The organism is Serinicoccus chungangensis (assembly GCF_006337125.1).
Classification (GTDB): Bacteria; Actinomycetota; Actinomycetes; order Actinomycetales; family Dermatophilaceae; genus Ornithinicoccus; species Ornithinicoccus chungangensis.
In genome coordinates, this window is sequence record NZ_CP040887.1 from 2,647,976 (window position 1) to 2,673,809 (window position 25,834).

The following is a 25,834-nucleotide window of genomic DNA, read 5'->3' on the forward strand; positions in this document are numbered from 1 at the left end:
CTAGGCCGCCCACCGGCAGACGGGCCTCGACCACGGACCGTGGCCCGGGCGGCCGGGACCGTCACGCCGCACCTGGCCTCACGGCAGGAAGATCCCGTTGCCCGGCCCGAGCGGCAGGTCGAAGAAGTACCAGATGCCGACGAGCGCGGCCCAGGACACCCAGAACGGCACGACGAAGACGACGAGCCGGGCGATGACGGTGCCCAGCCCGGCGTCCGGCTCGTAGCGCCGCAGCAGCCCGAGGATGACGATCATGTAGGGGTTGAGCGGGGTGACGATCTGGGTGGCCGAGTCGCCGACCCGGAACGCGGCCTGGGTAAAGGCCGGCTCCAGCCCGATGAGCGCGAACATCGGCACGAAGACCGCCGCCATGATCGTCCACATCGAGGACCCGGACACGATGAACAGGTTGAGGCACGAGGCGAGCAGGATGAAGCCCAGCACCGCCGGGAAGCCGGTGAGCCCGCTGGCCTCCAGCCCGGCCGCCCCCGTTGACCGCGATCCACGCCCCGATGCCGGTCCAGTTGAACAGCGCGATGAACTGGCCCAGCACGAAGGCCAGGATGAGGAAGCTCATCATGTCCTTCACCGCCGAGCTCATCATCCGCACGATGTCGCCCATGCCCGACACCGTCCCCACGACCCGGCCGTAGACCACGCCCATGGTCATGAAGTAGGCGAAGACCAGGAAGACGATCGAGTCCAGCAGCGGGGAGCTCGGCAGGAAGCCGCCCTCCTCGTTGCGCCACGGCGAGGCCGGCACCAGGAGCGCCCCCAGCACGACCACGGTCAGCAGCCCGGCCGCCGCCAGGGACCACCACAGCCCTCGCGTCTCGACCGCCGACAGCTCGGGGTCGACGGTGTCGTCGGCCGTGTCGGCGTCGTTCGGTGCCTCGACGTCGACCGCCTGGTCACCACGGGCGGCGCGACCCCGCCCGACCTCGTCCTCGGGCACCTCCGCGGAGCCGGCCCCGGCCGAGGACCCTGCCTCGTCACCGGCGTCGACCTGGGCGGTGGGCACGTCCTGGCGCACCATCCGCGGCTCGAGGATCCGGTCGATGATGACGCCGCACACCACGCCCAGCAGCAGGGCGGCGACGACGTTGAAGTAGTAGTTGGAGATGGGGTTGACCGGCGTGGTCTCGATCCCCGGGAGCGACTCCATCACCCCGGTCGTGATGCCGGCGAAGAGCGCGTCCAGCGACGTCGGCACGAGCGCGGTCGAGTAGCCGGCGCCCACCGCGGCGAAGCCGCCCAGCAGCCCGGCCACCGGGTGCCGCCCGGCCGCCTTGAAGACGAGCGCGGCCAGCGGCGGGATGATGATGAACGCCGAGTCCGCCATGACCGACCCGGTCACGCCGACGATGCCGACGACGTACGGCAGCATCCACCGCGGCGCCGACCCGAAGGACTTGCGCACCACCGCCGCGAGCATCCCGGTCTTCTCGGCGACGCCGACGGCCAGCAGGATGGTGAGCACCGTCTGCAGCGGCGGGAAGCCGATGAAGTTCGGCCCCAGGTTGCTGGTGAACCACGCCAGTCCCTCGCCGGTGAACAGGCCGCGGATCTCGATCGGGCCGTCCTGGGTGCCGGGCACGGTCACCGCGACGTCGGCGAGCGCCATCGCGGTCGAGACGACCCCGGTGATGAGCAGCAGGACGAGGAACAGCGTGAACGGCTCGGGGAGCTTGTTGCCCCACCGCTCGATGGTGGTGAGGAGCCGGTCGCCGATGCCTCGGCGCTCGCGCTCGGTGGTGGCTGTCGTCATGGGGACCCTCCGGTATGACGTGGGACGGGGCTGCGGACGCCGGTCAGTCGAAGTAGGTGGCGGGGTCGAGGGCGCCGCCGGCGGCCTCGAACTCCTCGCGGGCCGCGCGGGCCAGCTCGTCGTCGGCGAGGAAGTCCCAGGCCGTGTGGGCCAGCCCGACGGCGCCGTCCACCGCGGCCCGCTCGGCCGCCTCGGTGGCCGCGGCCGCGGCGAACTCCTCGGTGTGCAGCGCCGCGTCCGGGCCGGCGATGGCGATCATCGGGTGGATGCCGGGCACCCGGACGCTGACGTTGCCGAAGTCGGTGGACCCGGCGAGCACGTCGGGGACGGTCCCGGCCGGCAGCACCTGCCGGCCCCGCTCCCCCAGGCTGCGCACCCAGCGCCCGCCCAGGGCGGCGTTGCCGCGGATGGGCAGCGAGGGCGGGTAGTGGTCCCACTCCAGCTCCACGGTGGTGTCGGTCATCGTCGCCGCGCCCTGCATGACCCGCTCGACGCGGCCGGACAGGTCGACGAGGGTCTGCGGGTAGGCGGAGCGCACGTAGAGCTGCAGGGTGGCGGAGCCGGTGATGATCGACGGGCGGGTGCCGCCCTCGGTGATGACGGCGTGCACCCGGTCCGAGGGCGGCATCTGCTGCCGGAGCAGCCCGATCCCCTGGTAGGCCAGCGCTGCCGCGTCGAGCGCGTTGCGGCCCTGGAACGGCTGGGCGGAGGCGTGCGCCGGGTGGCCGGTGAAGGTGGCCCGCAGCAGCCGGCGGCCCAGGAAGAGGGTGTCGACGACGTCGTAGCCGAACGGGTGCGTCATACAGGCGGCGTCCAGACCCTCCCACGCGCCGCCGCGGGCCATGACCTCCTTGCCGGTGTGGCCCTCCTCGGCCGGGGTGCCCAGGAAGACGACCCTGCCCTGCACCTCGCTGCCGGCCTCGGCGACGAGACGGGCGAGGGCGATGAACGCCCCGACGCCGGTGGCGGCGATGACGTTGTGGCCGCAGGCGTGGCCGATGCCGGGCAGCGCGTCGTACTCGCTCAGCACCGCCACCGTCCGGTGCCGGTCGGGGTCGAAGCCGGGCGTGGCGACCTCGGCCCGCAGCGCGGTCTCGACGCCGTGGGCCCCGACCTCCACGGGTATGCCGGTACGCCGGGTGACGAGGTCGGCGAGCAGGGCGGCCGAGCGGTGCTCCTCGTAGGCCAGCTCGGGGTCGGCGTGCAGCTGGCGCACGACCGCCTTCAGGTCGTCGGTGCTGTCCTCGACGAGGGCGCTCAGGCGTTCGAGGTCCTCCCGCGGCGCGCCGGTGTAGGGGCTGTCGGGAGGGTCGGCCGCGGCGACCGTCGCGCGGGTCTGCCGCTCGAGCTCGTCCAGGAAGGCGGTCGAGATGCGGGGTGCGTCAGGCTGCATCTGCAGCAGACTACTCAGGTTGTAAGCGCTGTCGAGGCGAGATCTCCGGACTCCGCTGTCGGATCACGCGGACCGCGAGGGCGTCGGGGCACAGACTGAGGGCCGTCCCGTCGCCGATGAGAGGTCCCCGCCATGTGGTTCGACTCGTGGTCCACCGTCCTGAGGATCGTGCTCGTGGGAGCCGCCTCCTACGTCACGCTGGTGGTGCTGCTGCGCCTCGGCGGGAAGCGCATCCTGGCCAAGCTCAGCGCCTTCGACCTCGTGGTCACGGTCGCGCTCGGGTCCATGCTGGCCAGCGCGGTGCTGAGCAAGGACGTGCGCTTCGTCGACGTGCTCACCGGCATGGCGCTGCTCGTCCTGGCGCAGCTCGTCGTCACCCGCGACGAGGTGATGCAGGCGATCCGGTCCTCCGGCCACGATGGCCTCGACGCGGTCGGTGCCGTGGTGCTGGAGCCGGACGGCACCCTCAGCGTCGTCGCGCGCTCCTCGCTCGGCGACGGTCAGGCCCTGGCGACCGTGCCCCGGTGGACCCCGCTGACCTGAGACCTAGCGGATCCCGGCGCGCATGAAGCTCTGCACGAACTGGCGCTGGAAGATGAGGAAGGCGATGAGCAGCGGCGCCACCACCAGCACCGTCGCTGCCGACAGCAACGTCCAGTCGATCCCGGACTCGGTGCCGTTGTAGACGGCCAGTCCGACGGTCAGCGGCCGGGCGTTGACGCTGTTCGTGATGACCAGCGGCCACAGGAAGTTGTTCCAGTGGGTGCTCACCGACACCAACCCGTAGGCGACGATCGTCGGCTTGGCCAGCGGCACGTACACCCGCCACAGCCGTCCCAGCCGCCCGCAGCCCTCGATCTCCGCCGCCTCGTCGAGCTCGATGGGCAGCGACTTGAACGTCTGCCGGAGCAGGAAGATGCCGAAGGCGCTGGCGATGTAGGGCAGCCCGATGGCCGGGATGGTGTCGACGAGCTGCAGCCTCGCCATCGTCGTGTAGTTCTCGGAGATGAGGATGTCCGGGGCGATCATGAGCTGGACGAGCACCAGCGCGAAGGCGATGTTGCTGCCCACGAACCGGAAGCGCGCGAAGGCGTACGCCGCCAGCACCCCGAGGACCAGCTGCCCGGCCAGGATCCCGGTGACGAGCAGCACGGTGTTGACGTAGTACCGGTCGAAGGGCGCGCCGTTCCACACCGCGACGAAGTTGTCCAGGGTCAGCGGCGCCGTGAGGTCGAAGCTGGTGGCTGCCTCGCGGTCGTGGACCGAGGCCCACAGGGCGTAGAGCAGGGGGAGGAGCCACAGCACCCCGAGCAGCCACGCCCCGACGTTCTCCAGGATCCGCCACGGCCGGAAGCCGGACTCGCCCGGCAGGGAGGTCGTCGTGGTCGTCATCGGTAGTGCACCCGCCTCTCGAAGACGGCGAACTGCACGATCGCCGCGATGCCCAGGATGAGCACCAGCGCCATGGTCAACGCCCCGGCGTAGGAGGGGTCGAAGAAGGAGAACGCGGTGTCGTAGATGTAGTAGAGCAACAGGTTGGAGGCGTTGTTGGGTCCCCCTCCGGTCATGATGAACAGGTGGTCGATGATCTTGAAGGCATCGGTCACCGCGACGACGAAGACGAAGAGCGTGGTGGGCATGAGCAGGGGGAGCGTCACCCGACGGAAGTGGTACCACCGCGAGGCGCCCTCGAGCTTGGATGCCTCCTCGAGCTCGGGTGAGAGGTTCTGGAGCCCGGCGAGGTAGAAGATCATGAAGAACCCGGCCTGCTTCCAGATCATCATCACCATGAGTGCGGGCAGCACCGTGTCCGGGTTGCCCAGCCAGTTCCTCGTCGGCAGCCCCAGCGCGCCCAGCGCCTGGTCGACCGGCCCGATCCCCGGGGAGTAGAAGAACAGCCAGATGCTGGCCACCGCCACCATCGGCAGGATCGTCGGGGTGAAGTACGCCAGCCGCAGGAAGGACGTGCCGCGCAGCTTGGTGTTGACCCAGCAGGCCATGAGGATCGCCAGGGCCATCGAGGTCGGGACGGTGCCCAGAGCGAAGAGCAGGTTGTTCTTCAGGACCTGCCAGAACACCGGGTCGGACAGCAGCCGCTCGTACTGCGCGGCTCCGACGCCACCTCCGCGCTCCTGCGTCGAGGAGATCGCCGAGCGGATGATCGGGTAGTGCGTGAACGCGATGAGCACCACGAAGGCCGGCGCCAGCAGCGCCCAGGCGAAGGCCTGGTCACCCAGGGCCCGACGACGCGTCGGCGCCTCGGCCTCCTGGGTGTCCGCGGTCGCGGTGAGGACGTCGGACATCAGCCGGCGTAGGGCTCGAGGATCGCGTCGATGCCGGTCTGCAGCTCGGTGAGGGCGGCCTCGGGCTCGGCGCCTCCGGCCAGGACCGAGGCGATGGCGTCGTTGATGAGCTGCGAGACCCGACCGTTCTCGTGCGACGTGGTCTCCCCCTGGGCGAACTCCAGCTGGTCCCGGGCCACCGTGGACTGCGGCACCTCCTCGGCGTACTCGGTCATCGCGTCGGTGTCCCACGCGGGCTGGCCGGTCGCGACGTACCCCGACGCGATGGACCACTGCGCCGCCCGCTCGGGCTCGGTCAGGCACTTCGCGATGGTGTAGGCCGCCTGCTTGCTGGCGTCGTCGCCGCGGTCGAAGACGTAGAGGTTGCCGCCACCGGTCGGAGACCCCGGCTGCTCGCTGGCCGGCAGCATGCTCACCCCGAAGTCGAAGTCGGCATTGGTGCGGACGTTGGTGAGGTTGCCGGTGGTGTGCCACATGATCCCGGTCCGACCCTGGAGGAAGTCCTCGGGCGTGGAGGCCCACTCGGTCGTGCCGCTGGGCATGACGCCGGACTCGCTGAGCGAGCGCCACCACGTCAGCGCCTCGACCGATCCGGGGTCGTCGAGGTAGTCCACCATGCCGTCCGTGCCCGGGGTGTCCTCCACCCCGTTCTGGATGGCCATGGCCTGGAACATCCAGTTGCCGAACTGCGTCGAGGGGATCTCGAGACCGAACTCGGTGGCGCCCTCCTCCTGGAGGGTCGTCGCGTGCTCCTCGAGCTCCTCCCAGGTCGTGGGGGGAGCCTCGGGGTCGAGACCGGCCTCACGGTAGGCGTCCTTGTTGTAGTACTGGACGATCGTCGAACGCTGGAAGGGCAGGCTCCAGAGCTGGTCCTGCGCCTGCCCCGAGCTGAGGAAGGCGGGGTAGAACTGCTCCTCGGTCCAGGAGAGGTCCTCCTCGATCGACCCCAGCGGCACGATGAGCTCGTTGTCGATGAGCGTGTAGAGGTCCGTGGTGAGCAGCACGGCCAGGTCGGGTCCCTGACCCGAGCGCGCGGCCGTCTGGGCCTTGGTCATCGTGTCGGCGTAGCTGCCGCTGTAGACGGCCTCCACCTCGATGCCCTCGTTGGCGTCCGTGCACTCGGCGATGAGGTCGTCGACGACCTCGGTGAGGGGTCCGCCGACGGCGACGGGGTAGTACATCGTCAGCGAGGCCGAGCCACCCTCGCCGCCGTTGCCACCTCCCCCGGAGCACGCGGCGAGCAGCAGGGTGCCGCTGACGGCACCGCAGGACAGCAGACGGGAGCGGAAGGACATGGAGGTACCTCTCTGGTGGGTCAGGGCCGGGCGGGGTTGGTGAGGGCGTGGCCGGTCTCGGCGTCGAAGAAGCGCAGGTCGGAGGGTTGCGTGGACAGGGTGATCTGGTCTCCGGTGCCTACCCGGACGATCCCGGGAAGTCGGGCCACGACGTCGCCACCGGCGGAGGGCCGCAACGTCACCAGGGTCTCGGCGCCCAGGATCTCGCTGCTCGCCACCGTGCCCGCCAGGACGAGAGGACCTGCGTCGCCGACGGCGAGGGACTCCGGCCGCACACCCAGGGTGAGCGGACCGTCGTGACCGCTCCGGACGGGCCAGGGGGACCGACCCCCTGGGACGTCCAGACCCTCGCCGGCGGGACGCACCGGCAGGAGGTTCATCGGGGGCGACCCGATGAAGGAGGCCACCTCGGTGTCGGCGGGGTCGGTGTACAGGTCCACCGGCGTCGCGGCCTGAGCCACCTCGCCGTCGCGCATCACCACCACGTGGTCGGCCATCGTCATCGCCTCGACCTGGTCGTGCGTGACGTAGATGACGGTGAGCCCGAGCTTCTGCTGCAGCGCGCGCAGCTCGATGCGCATCTGGTGCCGGAGCTTGGCGTCGAGGTTGGACAGGGGCTCGTCCATCAGGACGACCTCGGCGTCGGAGACCAGCGCGCGCGCCAGGGCCGCCCGCTGACGCTGACCACCCGAGAGCTGGCTCGGCTTGCGCTGGAGGTACTGCTCCAGTCCCACCGTGGCCGCCGCCTCACGGGCCCGCCGGGTGCGCTCGCTCTTGGAGACCTTGCGGACGCGGAGGCCGAACACGATGTTCTCCAGCACCGTCAGGTGGGGGTAGAGCGCGTAGTTCTGGAAGACCATGGCGATCCGCCGCCGGGCGGCCGGGACGTCGTTGACGCGCTCGCCACCGATGAGGACGTCACCCCCCGTCGCGCTCTCCAGGCCGGCGATGATCCGCAACGAGGTGGACTTGCCGCAGCCCGACGGTCCCAGCAGAACCACGAACTTGCCGGAGGGAGCGACGATGTCGACGCCCTTGAGCACCGCGGTCTCACCGCCGTGCCCGTCCGGGAAGGACTTGGTCACGCCACGCAGCTCGACGTCGGACATCTGGCCTCCACAGCTTCGTCGGTGTCAGGCACACCACCCTCGGTGTGCGTGGACGACGTTACTTAAAACGTTTAAGATCGTCAACAGGTACCATGCTCAGGCAGCCGGGAGGTAGCGATGGTCAAAGGTCGGGTGGGCATCCGAGACGTCGCGAGGGAGGCCGGGGTCTCCACCGCCCTCGCCAGTTTCGCCCTCAACGACCGTGACGGGGTCTCCGCCTCGACGAAGGCGCGCATCCTGGAGGTGGCCGAACGGCTCGGGTATGCCGCGGACCCCCTCGCGCGCGGGATGCGCACCGGTCAGACGGGCAGCTACGCGCTCATGGTGCGCAACATGCGCAACCCGTACTTCCTCGAGGTGCTGAGGGGGGCGCAGGAGTCCGCCTCCAGGCACGGAGCCTCGGTCTTCCTCGTCGACTCCGCCTACTCGGTCGAGCGGGAGCGCGAGCACGTCCGTCATCTCGCCGCCCAGCGTGTCGACGGGCTGGCGATCGCGCCGGTCGGGTCCGGTGACGCCGTGTCGCTGTGGCAGGAGCTGGCCCCCGGCAAGCCGACCGTGGTGGTGAACGCGGTGGCGCGCGACACCGACGTGCTGACCGTCGGTCCGGACAACGTGTCCGCCGTGGACCAGGCGGTGGACCACCTCGCTGCGCTCGGTCACCGGCGGCTCACCTTCTACTCCGCTCCCCGTGGCGTCATGGCCGACCATGACCGGCTGGAGCGCTTCCTCGAGCGCTGCGAGACGCTCGGCCTGGAGCCTGACCCGGTGGAGACGCCCCTGGACTTCGACGCGGCATACCAGGTCACCGCGTCCCTCCTGCGCGGTCCGCAGCCACCCACCGCCATCATCACCAACTCCGACTACACGGCCCACGCGGTCTACCGCGCGAGTCGGGACTGCGGCGTCCAGGTCGGACGTGACCTGTCCGTCATCGGTCACGACGACCTGCTGACGTCGCCCCTGCTCGACCCGCCGCTCACCACGCTGCGGATCGACCGGTTCGCCCTCGGCGTGGCGATCTGCGAGCGACTCCACCCTGGTCACGACCTCGGCAACCACACCGAACCGGTGGAGCTGCTGGTCCGCGGTTCGACGGCCCCGGCACCGCGCACCTGACTCACGGGCGACGGGGGTCGCGCACGAGCAGCTCGACGTTGCGGTCCCCGGGGGTGCCGTGGGCGTCGAACCCTCCCACGCCGAACGGGTCGTTGGCCGCGAGCTCTCGGTGCCACCCGGCCAGCCCGTCCACCGAGTCGACGTCGGCCGGCGTCACCGGGCCGTCGTGGTCGACCATCGTGAGGAGGAGGGAGAGCAGCCCGTCGCCGTGGTCGAGGATCTCGATGAGCCGGCACTGCGTCGGCCAGTCCATGACCGAGGAGGTGCTGATCTCCCAGTAGCCGCTTCCTCCCCGCCCCGGCCGGGCCGTCACCCGGTTGCGGTGGATGTGGCCGCTGACCCAGGCGATGACGTGGGGGTGCTCGAGCAGCAACCGGTCGAGCTCGTCGCCCAGGACGCGACGACCCTCCCCCGCGACGTCCCCCCACGACTCACGGTCGTTCGTCATCGACCCACGCGGGTGGTGCGAGGCCACGACGACGAGGCGCTCCTCGACCGCGGCATCCCGCAGGGTGTCGCGCAGCCAGTCCAGCTGCGTCTCGTCGATGCTGCCCTCGAAGATCCCGGCAGGATTGGTGGTGTCCAGCACGACGACCCGGATGCCGGGGAGGTCGTCGTGGGCGTAGTAGGCGGTCCCCCGCGCGAGGTTGTCCTGGGTGAAACCGTGTCCCTGCGGTCGACCCCGCCCGAAGTGGGCGGCGACGTACTCCGCGCGGGACATCAGGCGCCGGCGCTCGTCGGCGGTGACGCTCCAGGACCGGTCGCCGTAGGCCGGGCCCGGGTCCTGGGTGAAGGCAGCGGCGTCCTCCGCCCGCACGACAGCCGCCTTGCGGTGGCCCAGGGTGAGCGACCGCAGCTCCGGCGTGGCCGGGACGCGACCCTGCACCAGCCCGTCGTGGTTGCCGAAGCAGCTCAGCCACGGCAGACGGGTGCCGCCGACCTCGAGAGGCTCGAGGGCGGCGGAGAGCAGGCCCGGCACCGTGGGGAAGCCGTGGTCCCTCCCCCACACGCTGCCCGGATCCTCCGGGGCCCAGGCCCAGTCCCGACTGCCGTCCTGCGCGCCCTCGTAGGCCGGCCCGCCGGACCTCAGGTCGACGACACCCCCGTCGAGCAGACGGAGGAACGCGGCGGTCTCGTTCTCCTGCATGTTGTCGACGTTGTCACCGGTCGTGAGGAGAAGCTGGAGGGGAGCACCCGTCCGCGGTGAGCCGGTGACCGCGTTGAGGCGTCGGACGAGCGCGTCCGTGGCGTGCGCGGCGAGCAGCTCCTGGGGGCGCTGGAGCGGCAGCATGAGGGCGGTCTCCGCCCTCCGGCCGAGCTCGTGCACCGCCTCGAGTCGGGAGGGCGACTGCACGTCCAACAGCTGCACGTCGGTGAGATGGGCCACGTGCGCCAGGCTGCGAGGGTCCGCGGCGAGGGCGCCGTCGGCCAGGTCCCGGCGGACCTCGTGGGGCTCGGTCTCCCCGCGGACGAGGCGGTAGTAGGGCTGCACCCGCCCCGTGCGCACGATGTCGCCGCGCCAGATCGGACGGCTCGGAAGCAGGCTCTCGCTCATGTCAGTGACTCCTCTTCATCGCACCGTCGGCGAGGGCGTCGGCCGCCTCGCCCAACCGCAGGCCGACCACGTCGAGCCGCCGGAGCAGCTCTCGCGTCTTCAGGGTGTGCGGACCGATCGGCTCCGACAGAGCCGCCGCCAGCTCCTCCTGGTAGCGCCGTCGCACCTCGTTCTTGCGCACCGCCAAGGACGCCTCGCGGATGGCGGTCGGGTCGACGGCGATCATCGTGATCGCCGCGTCGAGGTCCCCGAGCGCGTCGGCGATCGCGCCCAGGACGCCGATGAGTCGGGGGTCCGGGACGACCTCGAAGAGGGCGAGCTCGCGGACGAAGTCGTGCAGGTTGTCGAGGACGTCGTCGATCGACCTCGAGAGCCGGAAGAGGTCCTCCCGGTCGATGGGGTTGGCGAAGGCGGTGGCCAGCCGGTTGACGGTCGCCGAGCGGTGCTCGTCACCACGGTGCTCGATCACCGCCATGCGGCCCCGGGCGTCGTCGAGACCGACCTCGTCGCGCACCAGGGCCAGGGCGAGCTGGACCCCTTCGCTGGTCGCCGCGACCTGGTTGCGCAGGTGACGGACCAGGACGTTGTCGGGTCGGCGGGTCAGCGACCGGCCCACCGTGGACCACATGCCCATCAGATCATCCTTCCGGTGATGAGGCCGGCCGTCGCAGCCAGCCCGAAGGCGAGAGGGAGCGTGACCGACCACGCCACGACGATGGTGCCCACCTGCCCCCAGCGCACCCTCCCCCAGCCCTGGCTCCCGCCGGCGCCGACGAGCGAACCTGTCAGCGTCTGCGCCACCCCGACCGGGGCACCCACCCCGGCGGAGGCGAGGAGGGCGACCGACGTGGCCGTCTCCGAGGTGACGGCATACAGCGGCCGGACGGGGAGCACGCCCCGCCCGACGCGGCGCGTCATGCTGCGCAGCCCGAGCGCGGACCCGAGACCGAAGAGCAGCCCGAGTCCGACGAGGACGACGAGCGGGACCGAGACACCCGCCGGACCTGCGGTTCCCAGGGCGACGGCGGCGATCGCCAGCATCTTCTGCCCGTCGCTGGCCCCGTAGCCCAGGGCGAGCAACGGGAACACCCACACGTGCAGACGACCGAGCGACCGGCCGGCGTGGCGTGAGCGCAACCTCCGTGCCACCACCGAGACGATGACGAAGCTGATGACCCCTCCGACGACCGGCGCCAGGGCCATCATCGCCAGGACCGTGCTGATCGAGGACCACGCCACCGCACCGTCGGAGACAGCCGCGTACCCGGCCAGGGCGCCGACCAGCGCCAGCGTCAGACCGGTGGGGATGCCCCAGCGCGTGAGACCGAGCACGACCGCGAGCGTGACGAGCACCGAGGTGAGCATGGCCAGCTCGGAGCCGGACCCCGCCGGGGTCATCTTGGTGGCGAAGGTGGTGGCCACCGCGGACCCGACCAGGAGCGGGCCGCCTACCACGCCGGCGGCCAGCATGACCAGGCCCAGGGGATGGCTGATGGTGGTCAGACTGAGCGAGGTGGCGAGGAGCGTGGCCCCGGTGTTGGCCCCGTTGACGAGAGCGAAGGCCACGGCGACCACCACCAGGGCGACGGTCACGGTCGCGGATTCCTCACCTCGGCGGGCGGTCGAGACGTCCTGACCTCAGTAGGCATACAGGTCGACGAGGCGCATCTCGGGGGTGAACACCGCGACCGAGTCACCCGTGTTGTTGAGCACGTTGCGACCCAGGTCGTTGTAGTAGCGGTCCGCGGTGTTCGTCCCGGGGCCGGTGTAGACCCGCAGGCTCCCACCGGGCGGGATGGCGTAGCCCTCACCCACGACGAGCCGGTTGACCACCGCGTCCTGGAGCAGGTAGCCGCTGACGTCGATCGTGCGCTGCGTCGTGTTGACCAGCTCGACGTACTCGCCGTTCTCCGGCTGCAGGTCGCTGCCCGCCGGGTTCTCCTCGACGTCGGAGACGACGATGCCGTTGGCCTGCGGGATCGCAGGTATGCCGTCCAGCAGCCGGACCATCTCCCGTGGGAAGTCGGTGATGATCTCGTCGACGCACAGTTCCGCCGCCGCCGACACCGCCTCGGTCGAGTTGATCGTGTAGAGGGAGAGATCCAGGCCCAGCGCGTCGACACGCTGCAGGTCGGCCGGGTCGAGGGTGCGGTAGTTCGTCACGACGCCGTCGACGTATCCGGCCCAGCGCTGCAGGGTGGCGTCATCGGGGATCGCTCCGATCTGCAGCACGGGCACCCCGGGCATCAGGTCGTGGAAGGCCGACAGGGACTGCTCGTCGAAGGAACTGACGACGACCTGGTCACGCTCGATGAGCCGCTGCCAGGACGGGTCGGTCTGCAGGTGCTCCGCCAGCACCGCCTCGACGCCGGGAGAGTCCTCCGGCGACTTGATCTCGATGTTGACCACGAGAGGTGACCCGGCCACCGTCCGTGCCACGTCGTCCAGATGGGGCACCGGCTCCCCGGCGTAGCGCATGCCGAAGTAGCTCCCTGCGTCCAGCTGCTGCAGCTCCGCCCAGGTGAAGGAGGTGATGGGGGCACCGGCCCGGTCCGGGAAGACCTCCGCCACGTCCGAGGTCCGGCCGCCTGTGGTGTCGTGGAAGATGAACGGCACGCCGTCGGCGCTCAGCTGCACGTCGACCTCGACGACCTCGGCGCCCGACGCACGGGCCTCGCGGACCCCGGCGAGCGTGTTCTCAGGACTCGTCCCGGCCGCACCGCGGTGACCGACGATCGCCGGATCGGTGGCGCAGTCCGCCGCGTGACTGGCCTCGAGGGGAGCTGCGAGAACGAGCAGCAGTGCCATCCCGGGCACCGCAGCCAGACCTGTGCTGATTCGCCTGCGTGACATGGTCGGTCCTCTCCTAGGGTCCGAGCCACCGTACCTTAAACGTTTTAAGTCAACAAGGGTCCTGCGCTCCCATCCGGGGACGGCAGCGCTCACCCCTCTTCTCCGACGCACCACGCGCTGGGGCGCCGAGGCGCCCCACAGGCCTCTCACCTGCGACGACGCCTCACGATAGACGTGATCCATCTCACATCGCATACTTCTCGAAAGAATCTGTTCAGTGCGGTGGTGGTGACCTAGCATTCCGTCGACGGGGCGCCGCTCCGACCGGCCCCGAGCGGCCGCGGATGCACGCACACCCCCCCCCGGAGAAGCACATGTCCCTACCCCACCCCACCCTGCGCCCGTTGGCAGCCCTGCTCGCCGGCCTCGCGCTCGTGCTGATGTCGCTCCTGGTCGTCCCGGCCGCCTCGGCCCTGGAGGACGACGCCACCCAGACCGCCGAGCCCGGCGCGGTCGAGGACGAGGGCACCGAGGACCCCACGGAGACCGAGGCGCCCGAGGACGTGGTGGTCCAGGCGCTGCCGGCCGAGGACTTCGTCGTCGACTACGTCGGCCCGGAGTGCTGGGACAGCTCCTACAACGTCTACGTGGAGTACGCCGGTGACGACACCGACCTGCGCCTGGTGCTGCAGGAGGAGATCGACGGCAGCTGGGTCACGATCGAGACCGAGAGGTTCTACGACGGATCGGCAGGCATCTACAGCGACTGGCTGGAGGAGGGCGAGGTCGCGACCTTCCAGGTGCTGGTCTACGACCGCACCGCCCCCACGGAGCAGACCCTGCTGCACGGCCCGCTCGCCGTCACCGGCGTCTCGACCGACGACTGCGAGGGCTGGTTCTTGGACGACCTCCCCGAGGAGGAGTGGACCCTGGCCGAGGCGACCTGTGGGGCGGTGACCTTCACCAGCCGCACCGACGAGGAGATCGTCGTCCTCTACGGCGACCCCTTCGCGGAGGACTTCGAGGGGTCCTTCTTCCTCGCCCCCGGCGAGTCCTCCACCGTCGAGATCTCGGACGACCTCGTCTACTGGGTGAGCGCGACCGGCCTGGACGAGGACCTCGAGCCCATCGGCGACGAGGTGCTCCTCGCCGGCGAGGGGGAGGTCGAGGTCGAGCAGGACTGCGCCCCGGAGCCCGGTGAGCCCACGACCCCCGGGCAGCCGGCCCCCGGCCAGCCGGGCGACGGCGGCCACCAGGTCCCCGGCAAGGTCCAGACCGACGGTGGCGCCGACCCCGTGGCCATGAGCCTCGGCCTGGCGCTCCTGTCCCTGGCCGGCGTCGCCCTGGTGCGGCGCGCCGCCTGACCCGCACCGCCGACGCCCCCGGCCGCCCGGTCACCGGCCGGCCGGGGCGTCACGGCCCCCCACCCGAGGAGCACCACCGTGGACCCCAGCCCCGGCTCCCGCCGTCGGCCGACCCGTCGGCCCGTCACCCTCGTGCTGGTGGCGCTGGTCCTCGTCGGTGCCCTGGTGACGTCCTGGGGGTGGCGGGGTGCCCCGACGGTCGCCGGGCCGGATGAGGCCGCACCGACGAGCGCCCCGCCACCCGCCGTCACCTCCGCGCCGGACGTCGCGGAGGTGACCGCGACGGCGCACGCGACCCGGACGCGCGACGCCGCGCCCCGTACCTCGGCGCCGGCAGCCTCCCCGACCACTCCCCCCGCCCCCGCCACGGTGACGGCCGACCCGCAGGAGGGCCCGGTCCACGTCACCATCGCGCGCGGCGACGAGGTGCTCGTCGACGCGCCCGTGGCGCTCACCCAGCTCGACGACCGGGACGAGCTGAACCCGCCTCCGGGGGTGGTGGGCTGGTACGGCCCGCCCCAGTGGTCCACCGTGCCCGGGGAGCTCTCCGCCTACCCCGGGGTGCTCGCCGGGCACACCAGCTACGACGGCGTGCAGGACGTCTTCAGCCGCCTCGGCGAGGTCCGGGCCGGTGACGTCGTCCTCATCCGCTACGCCGACGGCCAGGAGGCGAGCTTCAGCGTCGACGCCGACGCGCTGTCGGTGCCGAAGAACGACGTGACCGAGAAGGCCGGCACCGACTACGCGTGGGTGTGGAGCCTGGAGGAGCCGGGCCGCTCCGTGTCGCTGTTCTCCTGCGACATGGCCCAGGGTCTGGACGTCACCGGGCACAGCCTCAACAACTGGGTGGTCCAGGCCACCCGGACGACCTGACACCGGTGACCCTCCCTGCGCGGCGCAGGAGTCACGTGACGCCGCCTGGTCGACGACCAGCCGCCTGGTGGACCAACAGCCGCCTGGTGGACTAGCAGCCGCCACGTCAACCATGAGCCTCGAGGAGGAGGCTGTCAGATGACCAGCTGGCTGCCAGACGGCATACCGGCTGGCAGACGGGTGGTCTCGGGCCGAGGGCGCAGGGCAGACAGCCGACGCCCGCCGCCGCCGCCCACCGCCGGGCCGCCGCCGACCTCCCGCTCAGGAACTTCCCGCCGGCCCGCCGACGTGCCAGGCCCGCAGGCGCTCCAGCTCGGCGGGAGGGACCGCCAGCAGGGTGATCAGCTGCCCGTCCCGGCGCACCGCCTGCACCCGCCACGCCCGCGGACCCGGCTGATCCGTGCGCAGGTCGAGGATGTCGGCGCGGGTGAGCCGGGTCGTCCGCCCGCCCGAGGTCACGACGACGCTGTCGTCCTCGAGCCGGGTGCCGCTGCGCTCCCGGCGGCTGGCCCAGACGAGGAACGCGCCGTACCCGCCCCACAGGGTGACGAGGGCGATCTCGAGCCCGCGCCAGGGGTAGGCCAGCGCCAGCGCGGTCACGGCGCTGGCGATGACCGCCCCACCGATCGCCGCACGCAGCGTCGGCAGCCAGCGGGGCTGCATCAGCCACTCGCTGGGTGGGTCCGGTGCGCTCACGCCCTCAGGGTAGGAACCTCCGGGCGGCGCGTCGCCCCGACCGCACTCAGGCGCGCTCGACCTCGCTGCTGAGCTTGAGCACGGTGGTGCCGTCCTCCTGCTCGATGACGTAGGCAGGGTCGTCGTCACTGCCCTTGCGCTTGATGGTGCTGCCCTTGCTCTGGCGCTCGACCGTGTCGTGGTGGACCTCGGTGACCTTGCCCTCGGCGTAGTCGTCGCCCCACTTCCAGCGGACCTTCGTGCCGGTGCGGATCGCCATACCTGCTCCTTTCCTGCGTCGTCGACGCCGGCCACCACCCGCGTGGGGCGGCAGCCGGCGAAAGGGGTGTCCTCAGAGGACGGTCGTGGACTCCTCGAGCTTGAGCGCCACGCCGAGCGCGAAGAACGTCGGCGCCCACTCACCGACGAACAGCCCCCAGCGGTCGGCCTGGGCCTTGCTGTCGTCCTTCTTGCCACGCGAGACGAAGTGGCTCACGAAGGACAGTCCGATCGAGGCGAACCCGGCCGCGTAGCAGTGGTCGGACCGCAGCCCGTAGGACGAGAGTGTGGTGAGCATGTGTCTCCTCGGTGTGTCAGGGGGCTGGGTCTTCATCGTGGGTCACCGTGGCGTGGCGCGCAGGGTGAACGACCCCGGGTATGCCTCAGCGACCCTTCAGCGAGCGCCGCACCTGGCGCACGTCCGTGATCGGCACCCCCGGGAGCTCGACGGCCTGACCGGTCGTGAGCAGCGCGACGACACCACCCCGGCGAGGGTCCTCCTGGATGGTCTTGATCACCGCGGCCGGCACCTGGGTGGCGCGCAGCCCGTTGTGCACGACGAGCCCCTCCCGCGACGCCTGGGTGCTCCCGCCGGTGCGCAGGTAGGCCAGCACGATGAGCACGAGCACCGCCAGGCGCACGACGAGCCCGAGCAGGTCGTCCCCCACGGCCAGGTCTCCCCCGGCATAACGGGCGATGGTGAAGCCGACGACGAGGACGAAGGCGAGCAGCAGCGCCCAGGACAGCGCCTTGGGCCGGTGGCGGGTCCAGGTCATGCGGCACGTCCCATGAGGCCAGACTAGGGGCGACCCCGGCCGGACACGCCGACCCGCCCGTCCCGCTGGGTCGCCTCCACGAGTCGGACGACCGCGTCCACCAGCGGGGGACCTGTCATCGCCGGGTCGTTGTGACCGACGCCGGGGAGGACGACCTCCTCGACGAGGGTGGGGGCTGCCGCGGCCACGCGGGCGCTCAGCTCGCTGGGCACGATGAAGTCCTCCTCGGCACGGACGACGGTGACGGGGACCGTCGTCTCGGTGATACGGGAGAGCACGTCGAAGCGGTCCCGGAGCAGCGCCCCCACCGGCAGGATCGGGTACTGCGCGCGCCCGACGTCGACCAGGTCGGTGAAGGGTGAGCGCAGCAGCATGGCGCGCGGTGGTCGCTCCTCCGCCAGCCGCGCCACCACCCCGGTGCCGAGGGACTCGCCGACGTAGACCACCCGGTCCGGGGGGAAGCCCTCGCGCTCCAGCAGGTCGGACATGGCGAGCGCGTCCTGCGCCAGACCCTCCTCCGACGGGGTGCCCGGGTTGCCTCCGTAGCCGCGGTAGTCCATGAGCAGCACGGTGAAGCCGCGCTCGCTGAGCCGTCGGCCGACGTCGGCCCGACCCTCCCGGTTGCCGCCGTTGCCGTGGGCGAAGAGGACCGCCAGGTCACGGTCCGCCGACGCCTCGGCCGGCACCAGCCAGGCCCCGAGCTCCAGCCCGTCGGAGGTCACCGCGGTGACGTCGCGAGCCCCGGGCAGCACCTCGGCGGCCGGCGGCACCGGCGACCGGTCCGGGAAGTAGATGACGTACCGCTGCAGACCCCAGACCGCCACGAGCGTCACCGCCACGACGGCGAGGAGCACGACCCCCACGCGCAGGAGCCGGCGGAGCAGCCGCCGGCGGCGGGACGTCTGAGGCATGGGCCCATGATCGCCTGCGGGCCGGGTCGGCCGAGGCCCGGGCCCGCCTCACCCGCCGTCGAGCCGCTGCGGACCACCCACCACGAGCGTCCGGACCCGGTCCGTCGCCTCGTGCGCTCCTGGGTCGGGCTGTCCACCATGGCGATGCGGAAGTTGAGGTCCGAAATTCTTTGCACAACCTTTAACCGTCAACTTCTTGCCCGCACCGGCGAGAGGCGGAACACTCGACTGGTCGTCGTGCGGTCGCCTCTGCTGCTCCCTGCCGGGTCGGTGTGCCGCCACCCCCGAGCCGGGGTCTCACCGCAGGGCAGAGATGAGTATGAGATGCCATCCTCCCGCCGCGTGCTGCTGCGAGCCGCCGGCCTGGCCCCGATGATCCTTCCCGCGCACCACCGCAACGGGCACGGCGGCACCAAGCCCGCCCCCACGCCCACCCCGACCGACCCCGACCCCGGCCCGGCGGGGGACCTCTCGTTCGCCGGGGTCAACTGGCTGCGGCGCACCTGGCCCGGCGCACCCCACTACAACGGCCAGTGGTCGGGGGACAACGTCGTCCAGAACGCCGACGGGACGGTGACGCTGCGCCTGACGAACCCGGGCGGGTCGCCCGTGGCCGCGGAGCTGCTGTCGACGCGCACCGGCTGGGGCTACGGCAGCTATGCGCTCGACTTCCGGGCCGACTTCGACGTGGTCTCGCAGTCGGTGGTCTGGGGCAACCTGTTCACCTACGACTCGACCCAGCCCTGGGACGCCAGCCACAACGAGATCGACGCCGGCGAGATCTCGGCCTGGGGCGTGCCCGGCATCGCTCCGCGCCTCACCGCCGGGTACTGGCTGCCCGGGCCCACCAACGTGCTCAGCCACAACGAGTCCCTCCCCCGCGGTCTGCGGGTGTTCCGCACGACGATGACGTGGGGGCCGGGCACCGTGTCGTTCGCGACGTATGCCGGTGCGACCGCCGCGGACACGCTCATCGCCTCCTCCCGCGTCGACAGCTCGGCCCTGCCGGTCCCGGCCGCCGAGCGCGTCCACCTCAACCTGTGGGTGACCGACGCCAACGAGGACGACGAGAGTCAGGCGGAGCCGTTCGAGGTCACCGTCACCGGCTTCGGCTTCACCCCGGCCTGAGCGCCAGCCCTGCGCGCGGCCGGAGGCCGCGCCGCTCAGCGCTCGCCGCGACGTCGCTCCACGGTCTGCGGCGCTCGCGCGGCTGCTCAGCCTCCGGCCCGGCGGGTGCTCAGCCGAACGCCCCGCGCGTGAGCCGGCGGTGCGCCGCGACGACGTCGTCCAGCTGTCGCTGGGCCCGCTCCTCGAGGGCGCGGAACTCCTCCGCGTCCAGACCGAGGGCCTCGGCGTGGACGGTCAGCGACCGCCACAGCCCGGACTTGCCGCTGATGCCCGCCTGAACCACCTCGAGCTCGAGCAGGGGCGTCAGCGGGGAACGGCGCCGCACCCGGCCGTTGAGCTTGAGGCGGCCCGCCATCTCACCGGCCCTGGCCAGCAGCAGCTTGGCGGGACTCGGCCGCAGACCCAGCGTGCGGATCACGTCGACCAGCGTCTGGCGGTCCTCACGGACCTCCTGCTCCAGCTGCGCGATCTCGGCGGCGACGGGCAGGTCGTCGTCGTTGTCGCGCATCATCGTCAGGCGCTGCAGCAGTCCGGTGGCACCGGTCAGGTGGTCCTGCAGGTAGATCTGCAGCAGCTCGCGCTCCGGCAGGTCCTCGGCCCGCTGCCCTGGCGACTCGTTACCCATCCCCCGACCCTAGGCACCAGACCGCCCCCGGCAACCCGAGCAGCCACCCCCTGCACCGTGTATGCCGTGCCGCTCCGGAGGGTGCGTTCCCCCCTGGGTGGGCAGAATGGGCCGGATGCGACGAGGGACGACGGACGTGACGGCGGCGGAGGTCGACCTCGACACCCGGCGCCCGCGGACCACGACGGCCGTCGTCGCCGTGCTGCTGGTCACGCTCGGCTGCGCCCTGGGGTGGTGGGCGTCCGTGCAGGGTGGTCCCTGGCCCGTGGACGTCTGGTGGAACGGGGTGGTCTCCGGCCACCGGGTGCCCGCGCTGCTGGAGTCCGCGCGGGTGCTGGACCTCCTGGGCGCGGGCGTCGTCGGGGTGTACGTCATCCCGGTCGGGGCGACCCTCGCCCTGACGCTGTCCGGCCGGCGGTGGGCGGCGGCATACCTCCTCACCACGTTGGTCGTCAGCGCCGTCCTCGTGCAGGTGCTCAAGCACGTCGTCGGGCGAGCGCGCCCCGACGGCATCCTCGTCGTCGTCGACAAGGGGTCCTTCCCCTCCGGCCACACCGCGAACGCCGCCACCCTCGCGGTGGTGGCGGCAGTGCTGCTCCCCGTGCTCTGGGTGCGGGTGGTGGGCACCGTCGCCGTCCTGCTCATGGCCCTGAGCCGCACCTACCTGCACGCCCACTGGCTGTCCGACACCCTGGGTGGCGTCCTGCTGGGGAGCGGCGTGGCGCTCCTCCTGGCGGCCGCCTTCTGGGGGCCGCTCGCGAGGGAGCGCGACGTCCCGGAGGCCGACACCCGTGGAGACGGTCACCGGTCCCCGACGTGAGTCCGGCGCGGCTGACGGGTGGCCGACCTTGCCGCCCGTGGGTCCCCGTGGCATGGTCAGCCGCATGGAAGGTCTCGTCGCCGCCGAGCGCCGACTCCTCGAGGCGCAGCGTCGAGGTGACGTCGAGGCCCTCGATGAGCTGCTGCACCCGGATGTCGTCGCCATCGGACCGGACGGGGCGACCTTCACGAAGGAGGACGACCTCGACGCCTACCGGTCCGGGGCCCTGCGGATCACGTCCCTCGTCGAGCGCTCGGTCGAGGTCCGGGACGACGGGCCGAGCGGGGTGTCGCGCACCGTCGTCGACGTCGAGGCCGTGCAGGGCGGCGCTCCCGCTGCCGCGCGGTTCGGCTACACCCGGCTGTGGGTGGTCGCGGACGGCCGCTGGCAGGTCCTGGCCGCGGCCTTCGGACCGGTGGAGGCCAGGGATGATCCCGGTGCGGCGCCGGGCCGCTCCCCCGGCTGAGCCAGGGGGCCTCAGGCGATCTCCGTGGCCACCCGGCGCACGGCCTCGACGCTCCGCTCGACGTCCTCGTCGGTGGTCGACCAGTTGCTGACCGAGATCCGCAGGACCCGCTGCCCGTGCCAGGTCGAGCCGGTCATCCACGTGGTCCCGTCCGCGAGCAGCCACTGGACCACCTCGTCGGTCCGCTCGTCGGAGCCGAACGTCGCGCAGACCTGCGTGAAGACCACGTCGTTGAGCACGGTGACACCGGGCATGGTCCTCAGCGCGTCGGCGAGACTGGTGGCGTGCCGGCAGAGCCGCTCGACCAGCTCGGCGACCCCGTCCCGACCGAGGCAGCGCAGCACTGCCCACACCGGCACCGCCCGCCCGCGGCGCGAGAGCTCGGGCACCTTGTCCAGCGGCTGGCACACCTCGTCACGCAGCAGGTAGGCACCCTGCACCCCCATCGCCGCCTGGAGCGCCGCGGCGTCGCGCACGACGCACAGCCCGCTGTCGTAGGGCACGTTGAGCGTCTTGTGGGCGTCGGTCGCCCACGAGTCGGCGCCCTCGTGGCCGCGCACCAGGTGCCGGTATGCCGGTGACGCGGCCGCCCACAGACCGAAGGCACCGTCGACGTGCACCCAGGCACCGTGCCGGTGGGCGGTCTCGACGGTCTCCTCGAAGGGGTCGCTGGCCCCGGAGTGGATGTTGCCGGCCTGGAGGACCACGACGGCCGGGCCGGTCCCTGCCTCGGCCAGGGACTCCTCGAGCGCGTCGGGCCGCACCCGACCCTCATGATCGACCGCGACCACGTCAGGGGCGCCGAGGCCGAGGTAGCGCAGCGCGACGTCCACCGTGTCGTGCCGCTCGGCCCCGACGACGACGCGGACCGCCGGACCTCCGCCGAGCCCGTGCCGCGCCACGTCCCACCCGGCCCGGCGGAGCACGTCGTCACGCGCGGCGGCCAGGGCGGTGAAGTTGGCCATCGTGGCCCCGGTCGTGAAGCCGACCGCGCTCTCCCCCGGCAGACCGAGCAGGTCGAGCAGCTAGGCGCCGGCGAGGTCCTCGACCGCGCTGTGGGCCGGGGTGACCGTGCGCAGCCCGGCGTTCTGGTCCCAGGCGCTCACCAGCCAGTCGGCAGCCATCGCGGCCGGGTGCGTGCCACCGATGACGAACCCGAAGAAGCGGCCCGCGGCCATGGCGGTCAGCCCCGCGTCGCTGGCCTCCGCGAGCAGGGCGACGGCCTCCTCCGGCGGGCATCCGTGCTCCGGCAGGTCGGGCCCCAGCGCGTCCACCACCTGCTCGATCGACGCCTGAGCGGGCACCGGTCGCTCCCCCAGCGAGTCCAGCCAGCGGAGGGCGTGCTCGTGCGCGACCTCCAGCGGCCGCGAGTAGGAGCTCATCCTCCGGAGTGTCCTCCAGCCGGGCTCCTGGCCACAAGCACGTGCTCAGGTCTGCTCGTGCTCGTCGAGCAGCCGGAGGACGGCCCGGGTCATGACCGGGTGGGTGACGTGGTGCGTCGTCAGCCAGTCCAGGACCGCCCGCGCGGCGTCGACGTTGTGCTCGTAGCCCGGGACCATCCGGTGCAGCGGGAGGTCCGTGGGCAGGTCGGCCCGCTCGATGCGGCGGGTCGACTCGAAGTGGTCGGGGTGGTCCAGCCGGGAGGCGGGGTCGAGGCGCACGAGCGCGAGGACCCGGTCCACGGCATACACCTGGATGAAGCGCATGGCGGTCAGGCGCTCTCCCCGCAGCTCGCGGTGGAGCCCGACGTAGAGGTTCGTCAGGGCCTCGTCGCGGTGGAAGTCGACGGTGTCGACGGCGGTGGGTCTCGCCGGCGCCGGTGAGCTCGTCAGCGGGTCGTGGCCGTCGCGCGACCAGACCACTCGCGCGCCGACGACGGGCAGGGCGGCGAGCTGGTCGGACGTGAAGACCGCGTACTCCACGAACAGCCCGTCGGCGAAGAGCGCTTTCCGGCCGTGGGGGTCGTTGACGAAGCTGTAGGCGACGGCGCCGCCGAAGCCGGCGAGCCACCCCGGGTCCTGCAGGTAGCCGTCCTGGGCGGAGGCGCTGTCGACGACGACGAAGAAGTCGATGTCGGAGTGCTCGTCGAAGCGGTGGGTCTCCTGCCCCGCCGACCCCAGGCCGAGGACGGCCAGGACGTGGTCGTCGGTCGCCAGGTGCGCTGCCAGACGGTCGAGGCGGAGCAGGGTGGGGTGCAGCGGTGGGGCGGGAGGGGTCGGTCGCGACATGGCGTCGTCCTTTCGATGGAGGTCGACGTGTCAGCCCGTACGGGGTGCTCCCACCGGGGTCGCGACGGGTCCAGCGTAGTCCCGGGGTGCGTCAACCGCTGGACTCCACTGCCCGAGGACGCGGCCCGGTCCCTTCGACGCGATCACGGATCCCTCTCAGCATCCGCTCGGTCATCACGGCACTCACCATCGACACGGCCTCGACCAGCAGCGACGCCCAGGGGCTGAGGTAGAGGTAGCGCTCCCTCACGACCAGCCTGGTGGGCCCACCGGACTGAGGAGGCAGGACGAAGGCCCAGGTGAAGTCGTAGGGCATGGAGGGATCACCCGAGCCGTCCTGGCCGGTGGCTGAGACCGCACCTCGCACGACCAAGGCGTGCGGTGGCTCGACCATCGCGACCTTCGGTGCGACGTCGGGGTGCAGGCGGAAGTCGTCCCCGACCGACGGGTGCTGCCACTCCTGCACCACCCGGGTCGCGCTGACCATCTGGCACCCGACCAGGTTCTCGAGCCAGTCGTACGAGTAGAGGCCTCCTCGGCCCTGACCCATCTGCGCCACCCACGGCCACACGGCTTCGGCCGGGGCGTCGATGCTGATCGCCCGGGTCGCCACCAGGTCGGGACGAGGCAGGAGGTCGTCCCCAGGCAGTGCGCGAGACACCTCGTCGGGCAGTTCACTCCGCCGCTGACAGGGCAGCCTCGTACCCCTCCCGCGTCGCCGCGATGAAGAGCTGAGTCGCCCGGCCGGGTGTTGCACCATCGGCGCGGACACGCGAGGGTGAGGTCTGTGCCACACGACCCCGTCCACACCGCGCGGGCCCGAGCTCTCCCCCGCGGACCCCGGCACACCGCACCAAGGCACCGGGTCCGGTGACCCCCGCCTCCACCGGCCACCGGGTGCTCGCGACGGTCGACAGCACGGCATACGCCTCCATCCGCAAGCGGCCCACCTCGCGGGCGGAGCGCTATGCCATGGGCAAGGCGCTGCGCAAGGAGGTCCCGCGCAAGAGCCTGGGCGACTGGGCTCCCCGGTCGGGGCGGCCGGACCCGGTGGCGTTGATCCAGGAGTCGCACGAAGGGCGGCGCAGCGAGCTGATCCCGGTGCGCGTGGGTCGGATGGTCACCAACCCCTACGGCTTCCTGCGGGGCACCGCCGTGGTGATGGCCGACGACGTCGCGCACCTGCCGGCGACCGGGATCATGCCGGTGATCGGCGGGGACGCGCACTTCGGCAACTTCGGGTTCTACGCCTCCCCCGAGGGCGAGCTCGTGATCGACCTCAACGACTTCGACGAGGCCCACCCCGGGTGCTGGGAGTGGGACCTGCGCCGCCTGGTCGCCAGCATCCATGTCGCCGGGCGCGCGAACGGGCTGTCCGAGAAGCAGTGCGAGGCCGCCGTGCGGGCCTGCGTCGCGGCATACCGCGGCGAGCTGAGGTTCCTCGCCGACCAGCCGCTCATGATGCGCTCCTACAACCGGCTCGACGTCAACCGGATGCACGAGACCGCGACCGAGAAGACCCTGCGCAAGGAGATCCACCGGTCGGCCAAGCGGGCCCGCAAGCGCACCAGCGACCGCGCGCTCCCGAAGTTCACGACCGAGGAGGCCGGGCGACGGACGATCGTCGAGGACCCGCCCACGATCACCCGGGTCGGCGACGCCGAGCGAGAGGCCGTGGCCGAGGCCCTCGACGGCTACCTCATGACCCTCGCGCCGCACTGGCGCCGGGTGGTCGGCGGCTACACCCTGGTCGACATCGCGCACAAGGTGGTCGGGGTCGGCAGCGTGGGGCTGCGCGCCTACGTCGCGCTGCTGGAGGGCAGCACCCCCGACGACGTGCTGTTCCTCCAGCTCAAGCAGGCCCGACGCTCGGTCATCGCCCGCCACGTGCACGGCGACTCCGCCCTGCACGAGCACCAGGGCCAGCGGGTGGTCGAGTACCAGCAGGCGCTCCAGACGGTCAGCGACCCGCTGCTGGGGTGGGCGACGGTCGGCGACGACTACACCTACTACGTCCGACAGTTCCGCAACAGCAAGGGCACCATCCCCCTGGACGCGATCGACGCCCCGGCCCTGGCCGACTACGCCGGCATCGTCGGTCACCTGCTCGCCAAGGGCCACGCGCGCACCAGCGGGGCGTCCATGATCGCGGGGTATGTCGGTGGCTCGGACAAGGTGGACGTCGCCCTGAGCCGGTTCGCCCGGCTGTATGCCGACCAGACCGAGGCCGACCACGAGCAGCTGCTGGCCGCGGTCACCCGCGGCGAGCTCCCCGTCCAGGAAGGCGCCCTGGACGGCGCGAGCTCCGCCTTCCGGCCCTGAGGGGATCCGCTCGCGCGACGCCCGGCCGCGGCCAT

27 protein-coding genes and 1 pseudogene are annotated in these 25,834 nt (G+C 71.9%); 8 read left to right on the plus strand and 20 right to left on the minus strand.

Annotated elements, in window-relative coordinates; translation table 11 throughout:
* Positions 1 to 78 precede the first annotated feature (78 nt).
* Positions 79 to 1,768 (minus strand): annotated as a pseudogene (locus FHD63_RS12150) (AbgT family transporter).
* A 43-nt stretch (positions 1,769 to 1,811) separates the two neighbouring features.
* Positions 1,812 to 3,161, minus strand: a complete 1,350-nt coding sequence (locus FHD63_RS12155) for an amidohydrolase (protein ID WP_139722266.1) — start codon at positions 3,159 to 3,161, stop codon at positions 1,812 to 1,814.
* Between the two features lie 132 nt (positions 3,162 to 3,293).
* Between FHD63_RS12155 and FHD63_RS12160 the strand changes: the two genes are divergently transcribed.
* Entirely contained in the window at positions 3,294 to 3,704 is a 411-nt protein-coding gene (locus FHD63_RS12160) for a DUF421 domain-containing protein (RefSeq protein WP_139722267.1), read from the plus strand.
* 3 nt (positions 3,705 to 3,707) lie between these two features.
* Here the strand turns inward: FHD63_RS12160 and FHD63_RS12165 are convergent, their stop codons facing one another.
* Genes FHD63_RS12165 through FHD63_RS16925 form a run of 4 tightly spaced genes read right to left on the minus strand, consistent with a single transcriptional unit; the run spans position 3,708 to position 7,868 of the window.
* Entirely contained in the window at positions 3,708 to 4,553 is an 846-nt protein-coding gene (locus FHD63_RS12165) for a carbohydrate ABC transporter permease (protein WP_139722268.1), read from the minus strand.
* Positions 4,550 to 5,464, minus strand: coding sequence for a carbohydrate ABC transporter permease (locus FHD63_RS12170; RefSeq protein ID WP_139722269.1), 915 nt, complete (start codon positions 5,462 to 5,464; stop codon positions 4,550 to 4,552). Before FHD63_RS12170 ends, FHD63_RS12165 begins: the two co-directional genes overlap by 4 nt.
* Positions 5,464 to 6,759 (minus strand): ABC transporter substrate-binding protein, encoded by a 1,296-nt coding sequence (locus FHD63_RS12175; RefSeq protein WP_139722270.1) that lies wholly within the window; start codon positions 6,757 to 6,759, stop codon positions 5,464 to 5,466. The genes FHD63_RS12170 and FHD63_RS12175 overlap by 1 nt, the downstream gene beginning before the upstream one ends.
* A 20-nt stretch (positions 6,760 to 6,779) precedes the next feature.
* Positions 6,780 to 7,868, minus strand: coding sequence for an ABC transporter ATP-binding protein (locus FHD63_RS16925; RefSeq protein ID WP_139722271.1), 1,089 nt, complete (start codon positions 7,866 to 7,868; stop codon positions 6,780 to 6,782).
* Between the two features lie 132 nt (positions 7,869 to 8,000).
* Between FHD63_RS16925 and FHD63_RS12185 the strand changes: the two genes are divergently transcribed.
* Complete coding sequence (locus tag FHD63_RS12185) at positions 8,001 to 8,984, plus strand: LacI family DNA-binding transcriptional regulator (protein WP_158296773.1); 984 nt, start codon at positions 8,001 to 8,003, stop codon at positions 8,982 to 8,984.
* A 1-nt stretch (position 8,985) separates the two neighbouring features.
* On the opposite strand, the gene FHD63_RS12190 is transcribed toward FHD63_RS12185, so the two are convergent.
* Genes FHD63_RS12190 through FHD63_RS12205 form a run of 4 tightly spaced genes read right to left on the minus strand, consistent with a single transcriptional unit; the run spans position 8,986 to position 13,347 of the window.
* Positions 8,986 to 10,539 (minus strand): TIGR03767 family metallophosphoesterase, encoded by a 1,554-nt coding sequence (locus FHD63_RS12190; RefSeq protein ID WP_139722273.1) that lies wholly within the window; start codon positions 10,537 to 10,539, stop codon positions 8,986 to 8,988.
* 1 nt (position 10,540) lies between these two features.
* Positions 10,541 to 11,173, minus strand: coding sequence for a DUF47 domain-containing protein (locus FHD63_RS12195; protein ID WP_139722274.1), 633 nt, complete (start codon positions 11,171 to 11,173; stop codon positions 10,541 to 10,543).
* A complete protein-coding gene (locus FHD63_RS12200) occupies positions 11,173 to 12,132 on the minus strand; it encodes an inorganic phosphate transporter (protein WP_139722275.1) in 960 nt (319 codons plus the stop codon). Before FHD63_RS12200 ends, FHD63_RS12195 begins: the two co-directional genes overlap by 1 nt.
* 45 nt (positions 12,133 to 12,177) lie before the next feature.
* The gene (locus FHD63_RS12205; protein WP_238705650.1) at positions 12,178 to 13,347 is read right to left on the minus strand and encodes a glycerophosphodiester phosphodiesterase family protein; all 1,170 of its coding nucleotides are present in this window, start codon (positions 13,345 to 13,347) and stop codon (positions 12,178 to 12,180) included.
* 359 nt (positions 13,348 to 13,706) lie between these two features.
* Between FHD63_RS12205 and FHD63_RS12210 the strand changes: the two genes are divergently transcribed.
* Positions 13,707 to 14,696: a hypothetical protein gene (locus FHD63_RS12210; RefSeq protein WP_139722277.1), complete on the plus strand. Its 990-nt coding sequence runs from the start codon at positions 13,707 to 13,709 to the stop codon at positions 14,694 to 14,696.
* A 78-nt stretch (positions 14,697 to 14,774) separates the two neighbouring features.
* Positions 14,775 to 15,569, plus strand: a complete 795-nt coding sequence (locus FHD63_RS12215) for a class F sortase (protein WP_139722278.1) — start codon at positions 14,775 to 14,777, stop codon at positions 15,567 to 15,569.
* Positions 15,570 to 15,830: 261 nt separating this feature from the next.
* Here FHD63_RS12215 and FHD63_RS12220 read toward each other — a convergent pair whose 3' ends face one another.
* The 5 genes from FHD63_RS12220 to FHD63_RS12240 form a co-directional block, all read right to left on the minus strand.
* Positions 15,831 to 16,265 carry a hypothetical protein gene (locus tag FHD63_RS12220; RefSeq protein WP_139722279.1) on the minus strand — a complete coding sequence of 145 codons (435 nt, stop codon included), beginning with the start codon at positions 16,263 to 16,265 and terminating at the stop codon, positions 15,831 to 15,833.
* 46 nt (positions 16,266 to 16,311) lie between these two features.
* Positions 16,312 to 16,524: a hypervirulence associated TUDOR domain-containing protein gene (locus FHD63_RS12225; RefSeq protein WP_139722280.1), complete on the minus strand. Its 213-nt coding sequence runs from the start codon at positions 16,522 to 16,524 to the stop codon at positions 16,312 to 16,314.
* Between the two features lie 72 nt (positions 16,525 to 16,596).
* Positions 16,597 to 16,821, minus strand: a complete 225-nt coding sequence (locus tag FHD63_RS12230; RefSeq protein WP_058890496.1) for a hypothetical protein — start codon at positions 16,819 to 16,821, stop codon at positions 16,597 to 16,599.
* An 85-nt stretch (positions 16,822 to 16,906) separates the two neighbouring features.
* Positions 16,907 to 17,299: a hypothetical protein gene (locus tag FHD63_RS12235; RefSeq protein WP_058890495.1), complete on the minus strand. Its 393-nt coding sequence runs from the start codon at positions 17,297 to 17,299 to the stop codon at positions 16,907 to 16,909.
* 23 nt (positions 17,300 to 17,322) lie between these two features.
* Positions 17,323 to 18,210: an alpha/beta hydrolase gene (locus tag FHD63_RS12240; protein WP_058890494.1), complete on the minus strand. Its 888-nt coding sequence runs from the start codon at positions 18,208 to 18,210 to the stop codon at positions 17,323 to 17,325.
* A 324-nt stretch (positions 18,211 to 18,534) separates the two neighbouring features.
* Between FHD63_RS12240 and FHD63_RS12245 the strand changes: the two genes are divergently transcribed.
* On the plus strand, positions 18,535 to 19,338 hold the full coding sequence (locus FHD63_RS12245) for a LamG domain-containing protein (RefSeq protein ID WP_139722281.1): 804 nt from the start codon (positions 18,535 to 18,537) through the stop codon (positions 19,336 to 19,338).
* A gap of 109 nt (positions 19,339 to 19,447) precedes the next feature.
* Here the strand turns inward: FHD63_RS12245 and FHD63_RS12250 are convergent, their stop codons facing one another.
* Positions 19,448 to 19,963: a hypothetical protein gene (locus tag FHD63_RS12250; protein ID WP_139722282.1), complete on the minus strand. Its 516-nt coding sequence runs from the start codon at positions 19,961 to 19,963 to the stop codon at positions 19,448 to 19,450.
* Positions 19,964 to 20,078: 115 nt separating this feature from the next.
* Here FHD63_RS12250 and FHD63_RS12255 point away from each other — a divergent pair, with 115 nt between their 5' ends.
* Entirely contained in the window at positions 20,079 to 20,783 is a 705-nt protein-coding gene (locus FHD63_RS12255; protein WP_139722283.1) for a phosphatase PAP2 family protein, read from the plus strand.
* Positions 20,784 to 20,847: 64 nt separating this feature from the next.
* Positions 20,848 to 21,249: a nuclear transport factor 2 family protein gene (locus FHD63_RS12260; protein WP_139722284.1), complete on the plus strand. Its 402-nt coding sequence runs from the start codon at positions 20,848 to 20,850 to the stop codon at positions 21,247 to 21,249.
* A gap of 11 nt (positions 21,250 to 21,260) precedes the next feature.
* On the opposite strand, the gene FHD63_RS12265 is transcribed toward FHD63_RS12260, so the two are convergent.
* From FHD63_RS12265 to FHD63_RS12275, 4 genes are all read right to left on the minus strand, one after another.
* Positions 21,261 to 22,274 carry a pyridoxal phosphate-dependent decarboxylase family protein gene (locus tag FHD63_RS12265; protein ID WP_338056433.1) on the minus strand — a complete coding sequence of 338 codons (1,014 nt, stop codon included), beginning with the start codon at positions 22,272 to 22,274 and terminating at the stop codon, positions 21,261 to 21,263.
* Positions 22,275 to 22,631 (minus strand): hypothetical protein, encoded by a 357-nt coding sequence (locus FHD63_RS16980; protein ID WP_338056404.1) that lies wholly within the window; start codon positions 22,629 to 22,631, stop codon positions 22,275 to 22,277.
* A gap of 45 nt (positions 22,632 to 22,676) precedes the next feature.
* Entirely contained in the window at positions 22,677 to 23,477 is an 801-nt protein-coding gene (locus FHD63_RS15990; protein WP_158296774.1) for a hypothetical protein, read from the minus strand.
* 91 nt (positions 23,478 to 23,568) lie between these two features.
* On the minus strand, positions 23,569 to 24,138 hold the full coding sequence (locus tag FHD63_RS12275; RefSeq protein ID WP_139722285.1) for an SRPBCC family protein: 570 nt from the start codon (positions 24,136 to 24,138) through the stop codon (positions 23,569 to 23,571).
* 209 nt (positions 24,139 to 24,347) lie between these two features.
* Between FHD63_RS12275 and FHD63_RS12280 the strand changes: the two genes are divergently transcribed.
* On the plus strand, positions 24,348 to 25,799 hold the full coding sequence (locus tag FHD63_RS12280; protein ID WP_238705651.1) for a DUF2252 domain-containing protein: 1,452 nt from the start codon (positions 24,348 to 24,350) through the stop codon (positions 25,797 to 25,799).
* Positions 25,800 to 25,834 lie beyond the last annotated feature (35 nt).

Coding starts and splice junctions, on each gene's coding strand:
- FHD63_RS12255 (WP_139722283.1), top strand. CDS start 20,079: ATGCGACGAGGGACGACGGACGTGACGGCGGCGGAGGTCGACCTCGAC.
- FHD63_RS12190 (WP_139722273.1), bottom strand. CDS start 10,539: ATGAGCGAGAGCCTGCTTCCGAGCCGTCCGATCTGGCGCGGCGACATC.
- FHD63_RS12225 (WP_139722280.1), bottom strand. CDS start 16,524: ATGGCGATCCGCACCGGCACGAAGGTCCGCTGGAAGTGGGGCGACGAC.
- FHD63_RS12205 (WP_238705650.1), bottom strand. CDS start 13,347: ATGGCACTGCTGCTCGTTCTCGCAGCTCCCCTCGAGGCCAGTCACGCG.
- FHD63_RS12240 (WP_058890494.1), bottom strand. CDS start 18,210: ATGCCTCAGACGTCCCGCCGCCGGCGGCTGCTCCGCCGGCTCCTGCGC.
- FHD63_RS12195 (WP_139722274.1), bottom strand. CDS start 11,173: ATGGGCATGTGGTCCACGGTGGGCCGGTCGCTGACCCGCCGACCCGAC.
- FHD63_RS12245 (WP_139722281.1), top strand. CDS start 18,535: ATGCCATCCTCCCGCCGCGTGCTGCTGCGAGCCGCCGGCCTGGCCCCG.
- FHD63_RS12230 (WP_058890496.1), bottom strand. CDS start 16,821: ATGCTCACCACACTCTCGTCCTACGGGCTGCGGTCCGACCACTGCTAC.
- FHD63_RS16980 (WP_338056404.1), bottom strand. CDS start 22,631: ATGAGCTCCTACTCGCGGCCGCTGGAGGTCGCGCACGAGCACGCCCTC.
- FHD63_RS15990 (WP_158296774.1), bottom strand. CDS start 23,477: ATGTCGCGACCGACCCCTCCCGCCCCACCGCTGCACCCCACCCTGCTC.
- FHD63_RS12165 (WP_139722268.1), bottom strand. CDS start 4,553: ATGACGACCACGACGACCTCCCTGCCGGGCGAGTCCGGCTTCCGGCCG.
- FHD63_RS12235 (WP_058890495.1), bottom strand. CDS start 17,299: ATGACCTGGACCCGCCACCGGCCCAAGGCGCTGTCCTGGGCGCTGCTG.
- FHD63_RS16925 (WP_139722271.1), bottom strand. CDS start 7,868: ATGTCCGACGTCGAGCTGCGTGGCGTGACCAAGTCCTTCCCGGACGGG.
- FHD63_RS12170 (WP_139722269.1), bottom strand. CDS start 5,464: ATGTCCGACGTCCTCACCGCGACCGCGGACACCCAGGAGGCCGAGGCG.
- FHD63_RS12260 (WP_139722284.1), top strand. CDS start 20,848: ATGGAAGGTCTCGTCGCCGCCGAGCGCCGACTCCTCGAGGCGCAGCGT.
- FHD63_RS12155 (WP_139722266.1), bottom strand. CDS start 3,161: ATGCAGCCTGACGCACCCCGCATCTCGACCGCCTTCCTGGACGAGCTC.
- FHD63_RS12250 (WP_139722282.1), bottom strand. CDS start 19,963: ATGGGTAACGAGTCGCCAGGGCAGCGGGCCGAGGACCTGCCGGAGCGC.
- FHD63_RS12160 (WP_139722267.1), top strand. CDS start 3,294: ATGTGGTTCGACTCGTGGTCCACCGTCCTGAGGATCGTGCTCGTGGGA.
- FHD63_RS12175 (WP_139722270.1), bottom strand. CDS start 6,759: ATGTCCTTCCGCTCCCGTCTGCTGTCCTGCGGTGCCGTCAGCGGCACC.
- FHD63_RS12210 (WP_139722277.1), top strand. CDS start 13,707: ATGTCCCTACCCCACCCCACCCTGCGCCCGTTGGCAGCCCTGCTCGCC.